A 14,347-nucleotide genomic window follows, 5' to 3' on the forward strand; every position below is an offset into this window, starting at 1 on the left:
CACTTATGTAAAGTAAAAAGCTAGGAAGAACTTCTCCCTAGCTTTCTATTACTCTTCTTCTGCATCAACGATAAAGTTCGGATCTAATTCTTCAAATTCATCATCAGCAATTTGGAAATCATCATCTGATTCTACGCAGCCTTCAGGATTTACACTTACACAAATTTTCGTTTCTCCAACTACTTCTGTTACAAATTCACGTTCTACAGTTACAACAATTTTATTACCATTTGGTGATACAAGTGCTTCTAAACAATTTGGCGGCTGAATAACACGAGCAATAATTTCTAAATCGTCACCAGAAAAGTTTTTATCACGATAACCAATACTTACTTCGTCCGTGTAGTTCACACGTTCTGTTACAACTTCAGTCTTTGTATTTCCATCAAATGAATACCAAGTGTTCACATCATAGAAACCTTCAATTTCCACATGTTTTCCATTCTTTCTTGCTTCGTACGAGTGGTTAATTACCCAGCACCCTAAAATACTTGTTGGCTCATTATTCGATTCACATGTATGCGTTGACTTTGTATACTTACGTCCTTTTCCAACCACTGCTTTTGTAATAATCTCTCTAAATTCGGACATTCGTAACCCTCCTCAATCACTATTCACTTAATCATATGCGTGACAATAGCGGAATGTGTCATTCTTTTTTTTAAGAAGACCTTACGTTTAATCCACAAAAAAAGAGATGTCAATATGACATCTCTTTAACAACCACAATTTCCTTTTTTACTTTCTACTGCTGCGCCAGTTTCACCCTTTAGTACATCGCCACCAGTTGAAATTAATATTTCATCTGTTACGTTGTTAGAAATTGTACTAGCAACTAACTGTAATAAGTCATTTACGTATGTTTGTGAAGATTTAAATTGTTGTACGACTGGAATACTGTCTAACTTATCTTGCAATGCATCAATTTCAGCTTCTACCTTTTTTAAAGCTTCCCATTTCCCGTAATGTTGCAAGTTTACTGCTTGTTTTTGCAGTGCTTTAATTTCATCGATTGCGCGCTTTACATTTTCATTTTTATGAATTTGCGCCTCTGCTTTCTTAAAAAAATCAACTTCTTCTGTTTCAGAAATCATTTTTGCTAATTCTTTCGCTTGTTCAACAATGTCATCTTTCGAATATACTTTCATCTATTATTTCACCTCAATCGGCTCTTCAACTAATTCCCCATTAAGAGACCAAGTTTTTGCTTCCGTTATTTTTACTTTCACAAGCTGACCAATTAAAGATTTTGAAGCGACGAAGTTTACAAGTTTATTCGTACGAGTATAACCTGCAAGTACTTCCGGATTATTTTTACTTTCCCCATCAACTAACACTTCTACAATTTGACCTTTGTAACGACTATTCTTTTCAATTGCCAACGTATTTACTAGTGTATTTAAGCGTTGAAGACGTTCTTTCTTTACTTCCATCGGTACATTATCTTTCATTTTTGCAGCTGGTGTACCTTCGCGAGGAGAGTAAATGAATGTAAAGGCAGTATCAAACCCTACTTCACGATATAACGACATCGTTTCTTCAAATTGCTCATCTGTTTCATTTGGAAAACCAACGATAATATCTGTTGTTAATACTGCATCTGGAATTGCTTCTTTAATTTTTCTTACAAGTTCTAAATAATGCTCACGCGAATATTTACGTGCCATAATTTTCAGCATATCCGTACTTCCAGATTGAACTGGTAAATGGATATGTTCTACTAGGTTGCCACCTTTGCCAAGCACTTCAATTAAGTGATCATCGAAATCACGTGGATGGCTCGTTGTAAAACGAATACGGGCAATATCAACTTTACGAAGTTCGTCCATTAAATCGCCAAGACCGTATTCTATATCTTCAAAGTCTTTACCATATGCATTTACGTTTTGACCAAGTAAAGTAATTTCTTTATAACCATTTGCAGCTAAATGACGAATCTCTTGGATAATATCTTCTGGACGTCTACTTCGCTCTTTTCCGCGTGTATACGGTACAATACAATACGTACAGAATTTATCACAGCCATACATAATATTTACCCAAGCTTTAATATCACCACGACGTACTTTCGGAAGGTTTTCAATTACGTCACCTTCTTTTGACCATACTTCAACTACCGTCTCTTTCGAGAACATCGCATCTTTTAGAATGTACGGTAATCTATGAATATTATGCGTTCCAAATACCATATCTACATGCTGATTTTTTTGCATAATTTTATTTACAACAGATTCCTCTTGAGACATACAACCACATACACCAATTAAAAGGTCTGGATTTCTTCGTTTGAGTGACTTTAAATGGCCTAGCTCACCAAACACCTTATTTTCAGCATTTTCACGAATTGCACAAGTGTTTAATAAAACTACATCTGCATCCTCAGTTGAAAAAGTTGGTTCATATCCAAGTGCGGTGAAAATGCCTGCCATTACTTCCGTATCATGCTCATTCATTTGACAACCATATGTACGAATATAGAACTTTCTTCCTGTACCAAAATTGCGAAACTCTTCAGGTAAGCCAAAATCCCGTTCAATTTTAACTTCTTCTTTCCCGCGATTTTTCGCATCCTTTAAGGAAGGTGGTTGATATACACTTTCAAAGTATTTACTATAATCTTTCTCTTCTTTTTTCGTAGAGGAATTTGCTTGTTGACTTGCTAATCGTTGTTGCTCGTTCATCGGTAATCTCCTTTCACCCTTAACTATACATACTCTATAGTCCATTTTAATGCGCCTAGACTCACCTCAAAAATGGTTAGATAGCTTGAGAGATAACTTGTCCTTTGAAACTTGAGTAATCAATCTAATCATTCATAAGAATGAAGTCTTCCCCACGCAAATAGACATTCCCTTTTTATCATTTCTTGTTGTCCTACCAAAAAGCATATTGCTTTATCCCTATAAACATTACCATAGTATGATGTATTTCGCCAATTTTAACAATAAAGAGGCCCTTTATTATCTTACATTTCATAAGCAATGAACTTGCCATTTTCATACAACGATTTATATATTATTTTATCATTCTGAATTTTCTAAGTAAATAAGACTACCCTATATTTTTGTACATAAAAAAAGGTTACCAAATCGGCAACCTCCTCTTCTTACATTACATAAATTCAGCAACAAGCTCATCAAACATTTTCTGATCCATATTTAAATCAGATTTCACTAAAGGCTCTTCACTATAGCCTTTAACAAGTTCTTGATATGATGGTTGCTTAGTATTTTGATAAATTAACCCTGTTACTAAACCGTTATTTTCCATTAAAGTTTGCATAGCCATCATGCGATTAGATGGATCATATCCCTCTACTGTACTTAGTTTCGTTAAATTCTCTTTAAACCAATCGTAAGTATTTACTTTATTGTAAGTAACACATGGGCTAAATACGTTAATTAATGAAAATCCTTTATGGTTAATACCAGCTTCAATAATTTGTGTTAATTCTTTTAAATCACTCGAAAAGCTTTGTGCCACAAATGTCGCACCAGCTGTTAAGGCCATTTCCATTACATTTAGTGATGGTTCAATTGAACCTTGTGGTGTGCTTTTCGTTTTAAATCCAGCTTCACTACGTGGTGAAGTTTGCCCTTTTGTTAATCCGTAAATTTGGTTATCCATTACGATGTACGTAATGTCGATATTACGACGAATAGAATGGATTGTATGACCCATACCAATCGCAAATCCATCACCGTCACCACCTGAAGCGATAACTGTTAAATCACGATTTGCCATTTTCACACCTTGCGCAATTGGAAGGGCACGACCATGAATACTATGCACACCATATGAATTAATATAACCTGAAATACGGCCTGAACAGCCGATACCAGAAATAACAGCAAGTTCATCTGGATTTAGGCCAACGTTAGCTGCCGCACGTTGAATTGCAGCTTGCACTGAGAAGTCTCCGCAACCTGGGCACCAGTTTGGCTTTACACTGTTACGAAAGTCCTTAAATGTTGCCATTTAATACAACCCCTTTTTTGCATTCGTTGTAAATCTCTTTCGGCAAGAATGGGTTTCCATCATATTTTAAAAGACTAGAAATTTTCTCACCATTACCAAGATTCATTTTCATAATGTTAGCAAGCTGACCTGTTGCATTGTTTTCTACTACTACAACACGCTTCGCCTTTTTCATAAGTGGATCGATTTCAGCTGTTGGGAACGGGTGAATTAAACGCACATGAGCATGGTTTACTTTCATACCCTCTTGTTCTAAACGCGTCATTGCCTCTTCGATCGCACCACGAGTTGAGTTAAATCCAACAAGCAATACGTCTGCTTCTTCATGCTTAACATTTTTATAAACAGGGGTATTAAACTTCAAGTTCTCCATTTTACGGAAACGTTTGTCCATTTGATCTTTACGGTTTATTGCTGATTCCGATGGTTTTCCAGTTTCATCATGTTCTACACCTGTAACATGGTGAACACCATTTTTCATACCAGGTAAAACACGTGGTGAAACGCCGTCTTCTGTTACTTCATAACGCTTGAAGTATGCTTTATTTTCACGTTCTGGTAATTCTACTTCTAAATCAAGCTTACCACGACGAATTTCCACTTTATCTAATTTAAGTGGTTCTACTGTTTGTTTTCCTAAAGAAAGCTGTAAATCTGTTAAGAAAATAACAGGAACTTGATATTCTTCAGATAAGTTAAATGCCTCTACAATGTCATAGAAAGCTTCTTCAACTGTACTTGGCGCCATTACGATTTTTGGAATTTCACCATGCGTACCGTAAATCATCGCCATTAAGTCAGACTGTTCTTGCTTAGTTGGTAATCCTGTACTTGGGCCGCCACGTTGTGTATCAACAATTACTAATGGAGTTTCTGTAATACCTGCTAAACCGATTGCTTCCATCATTAATGAAAGACCTGGACCAGCAGATGCCGTTAATGTACGAACACCAGCATAGTTTGCACCGATTGCCATTGTACAAGCTGCGATTTCATCCTCAGTTTGGATTACTGTTCCGCCGACTTTCGGTAATTTTTTAATTAAGTATTCCATAATTTCTGATGCAGGTGTGATTGGGTATGCTGACATAAAACGAGCACCACCAGCTACCGCACCAAATGCGATTGCATCGTTCCCAATCATAAACATGCGTTTTTTACCATCAGCTTTTTCAAGCTGCATCATGTTTACTTTCTCACCTAGTAATTCTTTCATATATTGAGAGCCACGTTTAATTGCGTCCATATTCTTTTGAACGACTTGCTCTCCTTTACGACCAAAGATTTCTTCAACAACATCTAAATAAGCTGTTTCATCTAATCCTAATACTGCACTTGATGCTCCAACAGCAACCATGTTTTTCATTAATGATGTGCCTAATTCTGAAGCAATATCTGTAAACGGTATCACATATAGATTTACATCTGTATTGTCAGGTATTGTTGGATTAAATTTCGCATCCGCAACTACAATTCCACCTGGACGTAGTTCGTGGAAATTAAAATCAATTGTTTCTTGGTCAAAAGCAATTAAAATATCTAAATCATCTGAGATCGCTCGTACTTCTGTTGTACTTACACGAATTTTATTATTTGTATGGCCGCCTTTTATACGTGATGAGAAGTGGCGGTAACCGTATAGGTAATATCCTAATCGGTTTAATGCAATACAGAAGATTTCTCCTGTACTTTCAATTCCTTCACCTTGTTGGCCTCCAACTTTCCATGAAAGTTGACTAATCATCTCCTACACCCCTTTTGGCTGCATTCATTGTAGTGTATTTTTTTACAGTAATAGTTTAGCATTTTTTATGCAAATAAACTACAACGGACGCAAATTATGCCTCTTCTGATTTCCCTGAATCTTTAGTATAAAGCTATTTTGTTTTTCATTCTAGTATTAGGTCTTAAAAAAAGCAATAAAATCAAATGAATTAATTTTAATTTTTCTGAATTTTAAACCGAAACTTAAAAACTCATATGTTCTACAAAATTATCATATAAAAATCGTTCTACAGTAGATGTAGCATAGTGTTTACAAAGCTCATTCATTACATTTTCATAATCTCGATAAACTGATACATTTACAACTGTTTCTAAAATCCCATCAAAATCTGAACCAAATCCTATATTGTACTCTCCACCTAATGAACAAATATATTCGATATGTCTTACTATATCTGTTATATTTGCTTCATTTTCATTCGTTAGAAACTGCGGTACAAAAGTGACACCGATCATGCCATTTTTCTTTATAAGAGCTTTAAGTTGTTCATCGTTTAAATTACGTGGGTGCTCGCAAAGTTTCATACAATTTGAGTGGGAAGCAATAGGATTTTTTGCAATCTCTATAACATCCCAAAAACTTCTTTCATTCAGATGAGACACATCAGTCCATACATGTAGCGCATTCAGTTCTTGTACAACCTGTTTACCAAAATTCGTTAAACCCGCCCCACGTGTCTCTAGCGCACCATCAGCTAAGAGATTGGCATAATTCCATGTTAGTCCAAAAGAACGTACTCCTAGGCGATACAACAACCGTAATTTCATTGCTTCTTTTCCAATTACTTCGCATCCTTCTAGTGTTAATATCGCTCCAACCTCGTCCTGTTTTAACATGTTAATATCATCTTTTGTCTGAATAAACTTTACACCTGGTAGGGATAAAATTTCATTATAAAAAATATCTACCATTTGTAATGCTGCTTCAAATCGGTTTTCATATGTCACTGTTTCTGGTACATATATAGCAAAACATTGTATACTTCCTTTTCTTCTCTTTAACTGTTCAAATGTAATATGTAATTGTGAATCATCGTTAAAATTCCTTTTCCCTTGTGCACTCCATAACTGAAGAAGCACGTCACAATGAGCATCAAAAATTTTCATTTTCATTCCTCCATTATAAAAACAACCTGTTTGCATACTGCAAACAGGTTGTTTAAAACTTAACGAGGTTCTACAATTAATTTTATTGCTGTACGCTCTTCGCCATCAATCATAATATCTGTAAACGCTGGGATACAAATCAGGTCCAAACCACTAGGCGCTACAAATCCTCTTGCGATTGCTACTGCCTTTACCGCTTGGTTCAATGCACCTGCACCAATAGCTTGAATTTCTGCTGTTCCGCGTTCGCGAATAACACCTGCAAGTGCACCAGCTACAGAATTAGGGACCGACGTTGCTTTAACTTTTAATATTTCCATTCCGCGTTTCCTCCTCGTTTCTTTAAAAAGTATTAGCAATTATTTCACTTTAACTTATATTCACGAGGAATGGCGCGTATTCCTGCTAAATTTTCGTAATTTTTCTAAAAAATTAAAATATAATAACTTATCTAAAATTTAACGGGAATTTACTCAAAAAATGGTTGATCGTCATTAATTAAAATACGTTCAATTTTCTTTGCTTTTCCTGTATTTGGATCCACATCAATTAACACTGCACTTAATTGCGTTCTACCATTTGTTACTTCAAATCGTACTGGTAAGTTTGTTAAAAACTTCTTCAATACTGCTTCTCTATCCATACCTAATATTCCATCATACGGCCCTGTCATTCCAACATCTGTAATGTATGCCGTTCCGCTTGGTAAAATACGGTTATCTGCTGTAGGGACATGCGTATGCGTACCTACTACTGCTGTAGCACGTCCATCTACATACCAACCTAGCGCTTGTTTTTCACTTGTAGTTTCCGCATGGAAGTCAACAAAGATAATATTCGTACGTTTTTTCGCAATATTAATTAATTCATCCACTTTACGGAATGGACAATCAATCGGAGGAAGGAAAGTACGTCCTTGTAAGTTAATAACTGCAACTTCTGTTCCATTACAGTTCACAAAGATAAGTCCTTTTCCTGGAGTTCCTTCTGGGAAGTTAGCTGGTCTTGCAAGATATTTTGCATCATCGATGAATTCAAATACTTCACGATTATCCCAAGCGTGGTTTCCAAGTGTAACTGCTTGCGCCCCACATTCTAAAAAGTTTCGATATATTTTTTCTGTAATCCCACGGCCACCTGCTGCGTTTTCTCCATTAATGATTGTTACTGTAGGTGTATATTTTTTCTTTAATGCCGGTACGTATTGTTGAATCATACCTCTACCAGGAGATCCTACTACATCCCCAACAAATAATATTCTCATATGTCTTACCCTTTCTATGTACTGCATTTTTTATTGCTATAGCATCAAGTAAATTCCTTATAATATGTTTATTATAAGTTTGTTTCACTTTTATACTATATAACTAACTGTCTTTATTTTATCCAATTCCAACACAAAAAAATAAAGTGGTGTTTCACCACTTTATTTTGCGTATTCCACTGCACGTGTTTCACGAATAACAGTTACTTTAATATGTCCTGGGTAATCCAGTTCATTTTCAATACGTTTTCGGATATCACGAGCTAAACGATGAGCTTCTAAGTCATCGATTGTATCTGGTTTTACCAAAATACGAACTTCACGTCCTGCTTGAATTGCAAATGACTTTTCAACGCCTTCATAAGACTCTGAAATCTCTTCTAACTTTTCAAGACGACGAATATAGTTTTCAAGTGTTTCACTACGAGCTCCCGGTCTTGCAGCTGATAAAGCATCTGCTGCTGCAACTAAAACTGCAATGATAGAAGTTGGTTCTGTGTCACCATGGTGAGATGCGATACTGTTTATAACTACAGGATGCTCTTTATATTTCGTTGCAAGTTCAACACCAATTTCAACGTGGCTTCCTTCTACTTCATGGTCAATCGCTTTTCCGATATCATGTAATAGACCTGCACGTCTTGCTAGTTTTTCATCCTCGCCAAGCTCTGCCGCCATAAGTCCAGTTAAATATGCAACTTCCATAGAGTGTTTTAAGACGTTTTGACCATAACTTGTACGGTATTTTAAACGACCTAAAATTTTAATTAAATCTGGATGTAATCCATGAACACCCACTTCAAACGTTGTTTGCTCTCCGACTTCGCGAATATACTCGTCCACTTCACGTCTTGATTTTTCGACCATCTCTTCAATACGCGCTGGGTGAATACGTCCGTCCTGTACTAGTTTATCAAGAGCGATACGAGCTGTTTCACGACGAATTGGGTCGAATCCAGAAAGGATTACTGCCTCTGGTGTATCATCGATAATTAAGTCAATACCCGTTAACGTTTCTAACGTACGAATATTACGACCTTCACGCCCGATAATACGTCCCTTCATTTCGTCATTTGGAAGATTTACAACCGAAACGGTTGTTTCAGCAACATGATCAGCTGCACATCTTTGCATTGCAAGAGATAAAATCTCTTTTGCTTTCTTATCCGCTTCTTCTTTCGCGCGAACTTCACTCTCTTTTACCATAACAGCGATTTCATGAGAAACTTCACTTTCTACTTTACCAAGAATAATTGCTTTCGCTTGTTCGCGTGTCAGATTGGAAATGCGCTCTAATTCTGTTTGTTGCTTTTGAACTAACTCTCCCACTTTGCTTTCCAACTCTTCAATCTGTTGTTGTCTCGCTACAAGAGATTCCTCTTTCTTCTCTAACTGTTGCTCGCGTTTATCGAGCGTTTCGTCTTTACGATCAAGGTTCTCTTCTTTTTGCATTAAACGATTTTCTTGTTTTTGTAATTCGCTTCTACGGTCACGAATTTCTAATTCAGCTTCTGTACGAAGTGTATGAATTTCATCCTTTGCTTCTAAAAGCGCTTCTTTCTTAAGTGCTTCAGCATCACGATTCGCTTCGTCTAAAATACGTCTCGCTTCATTAGCCGCACCATTAATCTTCGCTTCAGCAATAGACTTTCGAACAAAAAAGCCAACAACTGCACCGACTGTTGCAAGCAAAATGGAGATGAGTATCCAAACTGTACTCGTCATGATTTCACCTCCCCTTGCTATGAATGAAAAAAGACTGTCGGCATGTACATTGAATTACAACATACAGCAAAGACCGTCGTCCCGCTTTTTTAAGGGACTTTCTTCATTTCACAATTAAAATGTCATATTATTATTTCGGTAAGATTTAAACCTTACTCCGAATATTACTTCTCTTCTTGAGAAGAGTATATTGTATATAAGAAAAAATATACATTCTCATTGTATCTATCGTAATTTTCATTGTCAAGCGTTGTCTACTTTTACTTTCTTTGCCTTCAGCCTTGAATGTGACCTAAATTTTAAAAGTAAGGAGCCTACTATACTGGAAAACCTTAGTAATTCCCATTTCTTTTACTTAAAATATTTATATATCCCTCTTTACACAACGCATTTGAAGTAAAAAAATATTTTTTATCTATAGTATTATGCTCCTTAATAGTAGATAAAAAAATAAAAGACACGAGGCCGTGTCTTTTATTTTTTTAATCAAGAAGAGTTGAATCTTCTGCGCCCTCAGCACCAGAATCTTCACTAATTCCGTGATGCTCACGAATAAAGAAAGCAATTTCTTCTCTTAAATCTGTATTTTCTTTTAAGAACTGCTTCGAATTTTCACGACCTTGTCCTAGGCGTTCTTCATTATAAGAATACCAAGCACCGCTCTTTTGAACGATATCAAGCTCAGAAGCCATATCCAAGATTTCACCTTCTCTTGAAATACCTTCTCCGTACATAATATCAACTTCAGCAACACGGAATGGTGGTGCTACTTTATTTTTCACTACTTTTACTTTTGTTTTATTACCAACGATGTCGTTACCTTGCTTTAATTGCTCCGCACGACGCACTTCAAGACGAACAGTTGAATAGAATTTCAACGCACGACCACCTGGAGTTGTTTCTGGGTTTCCGAACATAACCCCAACTTTTTCACGAATTTGGTTAATAAAGATTGCAATTGTTTTTGATTTGTTGATTGCTCCTGAAAGCTTACGAAGTGCTTGTGACATTAAACGTGCTTGTAAACCTACGTGTGAGTCACCCATGTCGCCTTCAATCTCTGCTTTCGGTACAAGAGCTGCTACAGAGTCAATTACGATAATGTCAACCGCACCACTTCGTACAAGTGCTTCCGCGATTTCTAATCCTTGCTCCCCTGTATCAGGCTGTGATAATAGTAATTCATCTATGTTAACGCCTAATTTTTGTGCATATACAGGATCCATTGCGTGCTCCGCATCGATGAATGCTGCTTGTCCACCTTGACGTTGTACTTCTGCAATTGCATGTAATGAAACTGTCGTTTTACCTGAACTTTCAGGTCCGTAAATTTCGATAATACGGCCACGTGGATATCCGCCTACCCCTAGTGCCACATCAAGTGCTAAAGAACCACTAGAAACCGTAGAAACTCTACGCTCCGCTTGTTCTCCTAATTTCATAATTGAACCTTTACCGAATTGCTTCTCTATTTGTTTTAACGCCATATCTAACGCTGCTTGACGATCACTCATTCAAAATTCCTCCTTAACTGAATTGCTAATCTTATTATACCTATTTTCAATTCAATTTGCCAACAAAAATCGAACGTTTATTCGATTTTTTTATTTTCTATCAAATAATATCTAAATTTAACCGTAAAAAAACTAGAAGAAACTTATATCTCTTCTAGCTTTTTATATAAATGATAAAATCCATATTTTGCTGTTCGTTCTCTAATTTGTTGACGACTTCCGCTTAAATTAAGAGGAAAGACTACAGTTGGTTCATCCTTAATCGAAAGCCCAACAAATACTGTTCCTGGTTCTTTCTGTTCTGAAGCATCTGGCCCTGCTACCCCAGTGAAACTAATTCCAATATCCGCTTTTAGTACATCCTTAACATTTTCAGCAAGATAACGAGCACATTCTTTACTAACTGCACCATCAGTATGCAACACTTCTTCAGGCACACGTAAAACATATTGCTTCACATCATTATGATAACAAATGACACCGCCTTTAAACACAGAAGAAACACCAGCGTTTTCAGTTACTTGATTTCCAAAAAGACCACCTGTTAAACTTTCTGCACACGCTAAAGTTAACCCTTTTCTCTTCAATAACTCGATTGCCTTATAATGCAAAAATTCTTGGTCATATCCGTAGAAAAATTCTCCTACTCTTTCTAAAATCAAATCTTCCACATGTTGAATTAGTTTCTCCGCTTCGCTAACATTTTGATGCTTAGCAGTTAAACGTAATGTCACTTCTCCATCATTTGCTAACGGGGCAATTGTTGGGTTTGTTTGTCCATCAATTAAATCTTGAACTTTCACCTCTAATTGGGACTCCCCAATGCCGAAGAAACGAAGCACACGAGAATAAATGTTTTCTCCTGTTGTAAAATTACGTAAAAAAGGCTCTACGTAACTTACATACATTGGTTTCATTTCTTTTGGCGGCCCTGGTAATAAAATATAAACTTTTCCGTTCTTATTTACCCCCATACCCGGCGCCATACCGTGGTCATTTGCAAATACTGTTGCTCCATTTAAAACGAGCGCTTGCTTTTTATTATTCTCCGTAAATTCACGGCCTGTACGCTTAAAGTAATTACTTATTAAGGCTAATGCCTTTTCATCATACACAAGCTCTTCATCTAAACTAGCAGCTATCGTTTCTTTCGTTAAATCATCTTTTGTCGGTCCTAATCCACCTGTAAAAATAAGTATATCAGCACGTTCTTCCGCAGCTTCAATCGCCTTTTGCAATCGCTTATTATTATCACCAACAACAGTATGATAGTACACGTTAATTCCGATTGAAGCTAACTTTTCAGATAAAAACTGGGCATTTGTATTTGCAATTTGTCCAAGTAATAATTCAGTTCCAACCGCAATAATCTCAGCATTCATCCCAATTCCCCCATAAACTTCTATTTTGAGTTTACAAAAGCAGCTCTATTTTTCCAGAAATAATCCCATCCTGAAATAACAGTAAAGATTAATGCAATCCATATGAAGATATCCGCAACTGGAATATGGATTAAATTTAAAGGTACATCGTGTAATAAATATGCTGCAATCGCAATAATTTGTGTCCATGTCTTAATTTTTCCTAGCTGGTTTGCTGCAACTACTTCCCCTGTTCCAGCAAGTACAAGACGTAAACCAGTTACCGCAAACTCACGACTGATAATTACAATAACAATCCAAGCCGGTACATATTGCATCTCTACCAATGTAATAAGTGCTGCCGAAACAAGTAATTTATCAGCTAACGGGTCAAGAAACTTCCCTAAATTCGTTACAAGATTATATTTTCTTGCGTAATGTCCATCAATCCAATCTGTAGCTGAAGCAATGATAAAGATAAGTGCCCCCACTAAATGTTGAATCGGTAAATCAACATCACCAATTTTGTATGAACCCCAATCAAAGGGTGCTAACATAATTACCATAAAAATTGGAATTAAGAAGATTCTAGATATTGTAATTTTATTTGGTAAATTCACAGCTATTCCTCCATCATATCAAAAACATTTGTTCATCGAAAAAAAGTCATCGAAGCGATGACTGTTATTGTGCAGGTTGCTCTATCCCTTGGTTTTTTATCACCAATCTTTGGTGAAGTTCTTTTTCTGGATCCAATGGATAAGCGACCACTTGGCCATTCAATTTAACTTCAACATTCGTTGCATTTCCAATATTAAGTCGCACTTCTTTTAATGTTGATACATCACGTTTTTCTATTTGGCCCTCTTGTACTGTAGCGTTTAGAATCACATTCCCAGCATCATCTTTAACATCTACATAACTCGCACCTTTACCCGATAATTCCAGTTCTAATGTTTTATTATTATGAATTTCCAAAGTAGATACCTTTCCAGTTGTTCCAACTACTTTCACTTCTTGCTGTCCAGTTGGTTGTGCTGGTTGCTCCTCTTTCTTTGGTTCTTCTTTCTTTGGTTCCTCTTTTTTTGGCTCTTCCGCTTTCACTTCATCTTTCTTCGTATCTAACGGAGAATCTTTCGCTTTTTGAACTTCAATTTTCTCACTTTGAGCACTCGGAACTTTTTCATCATCTTTTCCAGTTAACGCTTGAAACACAAACCAGATTACCACTCCAACTGCGATTACTAACAGCGCAACTAAGATTTTCGGCATGTGATCTGCAATTGGCCATGATGAAGATTTTTGCATTGTTTCTTGTGTTTTTTGTCCCGTTGATACTTGTGGAACTTCACGCTTTTCAGATTGTGGTATCGTACTCTGATGTTCTACGAGCAGTTCCTCTCCATTTAATCCAACCGCATCTGCGTATTGTTTAATGAATGCACGCGCATAAAAAGCTCCTGGCAATACATCATAATTGCCTTCTTCAATTGCCACTAAATGGCGTTTTTGAATTTTTGTAATCTCATGCAGCTGATCAATAGACAAGCCTTTCGCTTCTCTTGCTTCTTTCAGCTTTTGTCCCAATTCCGTCACTACTAACACCTCAATAT

Annotated in this window: 13 protein-coding genes; all 13 read right to left on the reverse strand. The window is 36.5% G+C overall.

Features of this window, described 5'->3' with window-relative positions; all coding sequences use genetic code 11:
• Positions 1–48 precede the first annotated feature (48 nt).
• The 13 genes from cotE to ACTFN4_RS01255 all read right to left on the reverse strand — a co-directional run bounded on the left by cotE (position 49) and on the right by ACTFN4_RS01255 (position 14,330).
• Positions 49–591 (reverse strand): outer spore coat protein CotE, encoded by a 543-nt coding sequence (gene cotE, locus ACTFN4_RS01195; RefSeq protein ID WP_001288799.1) that lies wholly within the window; start codon positions 589–591, stop codon positions 49–51.
• Positions 592–716: 125 nt separating this feature from the next.
• Positions 717–1,148, reverse strand: a complete 432-nt coding sequence (locus ACTFN4_RS01200) for a RicAFT regulatory complex protein RicA family protein (protein WP_000870461.1) — start codon at positions 1,146–1,148, stop codon at positions 717–719.
• A gap of 3 nt (positions 1,149–1,151) precedes the next feature.
• Entirely contained in the window at positions 1,152–2,681 is a 1,530-nt protein-coding gene (miaB, locus tag ACTFN4_RS01205) for a tRNA (N6-isopentenyl adenosine(37)-C2)-methylthiotransferase MiaB (RefSeq protein WP_001005394.1), read from the reverse strand.
• 430 nt (positions 2,682–3,111) lie between these two features.
• Positions 3,112–3,978, reverse strand: coding sequence for a 2-oxoacid:ferredoxin oxidoreductase subunit beta (locus tag ACTFN4_RS01210; protein ID WP_000190155.1), 867 nt, complete (start codon positions 3,976–3,978; stop codon positions 3,112–3,114).
• A complete protein-coding gene (locus tag ACTFN4_RS01215) occupies positions 3,965–5,722 on the reverse strand; it encodes a 2-oxoacid:acceptor oxidoreductase subunit alpha (protein ID WP_439962034.1) in 1,758 nt (585 codons plus the stop codon). Before ACTFN4_RS01215 ends, ACTFN4_RS01210 begins: the two co-directional genes overlap by 14 nt.
• A gap of 224 nt (positions 5,723–5,946) precedes the next feature.
• The gene (locus ACTFN4_RS01220; RefSeq protein WP_322356510.1) at positions 5,947–6,870 is read right to left on the reverse strand and encodes a dipeptidase; all 924 of its coding nucleotides are present in this window, start codon (positions 6,868–6,870) and stop codon (positions 5,947–5,949) included.
• 59 nt (positions 6,871–6,929) lie between these two features.
• Positions 6,930–7,190 carry a stage V sporulation protein SpoVS gene (gene spoVS, locus ACTFN4_RS01225; protein WP_000404341.1) on the reverse strand — a complete coding sequence of 87 codons (261 nt, stop codon included), beginning with the start codon at positions 7,188–7,190 and terminating at the stop codon, positions 6,930–6,932.
• Between the two features lie 149 nt (positions 7,191–7,339).
• Positions 7,340–8,134, reverse strand: a complete 795-nt coding sequence (locus tag ACTFN4_RS01230) for a TIGR00282 family metallophosphoesterase (RefSeq protein WP_001221095.1) — start codon at positions 8,132–8,134, stop codon at positions 7,340–7,342.
• Positions 8,135–8,296: 162 nt separating this feature from the next.
• A complete protein-coding gene (gene rny / locus ACTFN4_RS01235) occupies positions 8,297–9,859 on the reverse strand; it encodes a ribonuclease Y (protein WP_000204911.1) in 1,563 nt (520 codons plus the stop codon).
• A gap of 482 nt (positions 9,860–10,341) precedes the next feature.
• Positions 10,342–11,373 (reverse strand): recombinase RecA, encoded by a 1,032-nt coding sequence (recA, locus tag ACTFN4_RS01240; RefSeq protein WP_001283860.1) that lies wholly within the window; start codon positions 11,371–11,373, stop codon positions 10,342–10,344.
• A 143-nt stretch (positions 11,374–11,516) separates the two neighbouring features.
• Positions 11,517–12,755, reverse strand: a complete 1,239-nt coding sequence (gene cinA / locus ACTFN4_RS01245) for a competence/damage-inducible protein CinA (RefSeq protein ID WP_000990690.1) — start codon at positions 12,753–12,755, stop codon at positions 11,517–11,519.
• A 20-nt stretch (positions 12,756–12,775) separates the two neighbouring features.
• Positions 12,776–13,354: a CDP-diacylglycerol--glycerol-3-phosphate 3-phosphatidyltransferase gene (gene pgsA, locus ACTFN4_RS01250; protein ID WP_001052967.1), complete on the reverse strand. Its 579-nt coding sequence runs from the start codon at positions 13,352–13,354 to the stop codon at positions 12,776–12,778.
• Positions 13,355–13,418: 64 nt separating this feature from the next.
• Positions 13,419–14,330: a helix-turn-helix domain-containing protein gene (locus ACTFN4_RS01255; protein WP_000137461.1), complete on the reverse strand. Its 912-nt coding sequence runs from the start codon at positions 14,328–14,330 to the stop codon at positions 13,419–13,421.
• Between the last annotated feature and the right edge of the window lie 17 nt (positions 14,331–14,347).

The sequence above is a fragment of the Bacillus cereus group sp. MYBK95-2 genome (genome assembly GCF_051915225.1).
GTDB classification, from domain to species: Bacteria; Bacillota; Bacilli; order Bacillales; family Bacillaceae_G; genus Bacillus_A; species Bacillus_A cereus.

Bases quoted from the DNA above. Each gene is read 5' to 3' on its own strand.
- ACTFN4_RS01200 (WP_000870461.1), bottom strand. From the start codon at position 1,148: ATGAAAGTATATTCGAAAGATGACATTGTTGAACAAGCGAAAGAATTA.
- miaB (WP_001005394.1), bottom strand. From the start codon at position 2,681: ATGAACGAGCAACAACGATTAGCAAGTCAACAAGCAAATTCCTCTACG.
- ACTFN4_RS01210 (WP_000190155.1), bottom strand. From the start codon at position 3,978: ATGGCAACATTTAAGGACTTTCGTAACAGTGTAAAGCCAAACTGGTGC.
- rny (WP_000204911.1), bottom strand. From the start codon at position 9,859: ATGACGAGTACAGTTTGGATACTCATCTCCATTTTGCTTGCAACAGTC.
- cotE (WP_001288799.1), bottom strand. From the start codon at position 591: ATGTCCGAATTTAGAGAGATTATTACAAAAGCAGTGGTTGGAAAAGGA.
- ACTFN4_RS01220 (WP_322356510.1), bottom strand. From the start codon at position 6,870: ATGAAAATTTTTGATGCTCATTGTGACGTGCTTCTTCAGTTATGGAGT.
- recA (WP_001283860.1), bottom strand. From the start codon at position 11,373: ATGAGTGATCGTCAAGCAGCGTTAGATATGGCGTTAAAACAAATAGAG.
- spoVS (WP_000404341.1), bottom strand. From the start codon at position 7,190: ATGGAAATATTAAAAGTTAAAGCAACGTCGGTCCCTAATTCTGTAGCT.
- ACTFN4_RS01215 (WP_439962034.1), bottom strand. From the start codon at position 5,722: ATGATTAGTCAACTTTCATGGAAAGTTGGAGGCCAACAAGGTGAAGGA.
- cinA (WP_000990690.1), bottom strand. From the start codon at position 12,755: ATGAATGCTGAGATTATTGCGGTTGGAACTGAATTATTACTTGGACAA.
- ACTFN4_RS01230 (WP_001221095.1), bottom strand. From the start codon at position 8,134: ATGAGAATATTATTTGTTGGGGATGTAGTAGGATCTCCTGGTAGAGGT.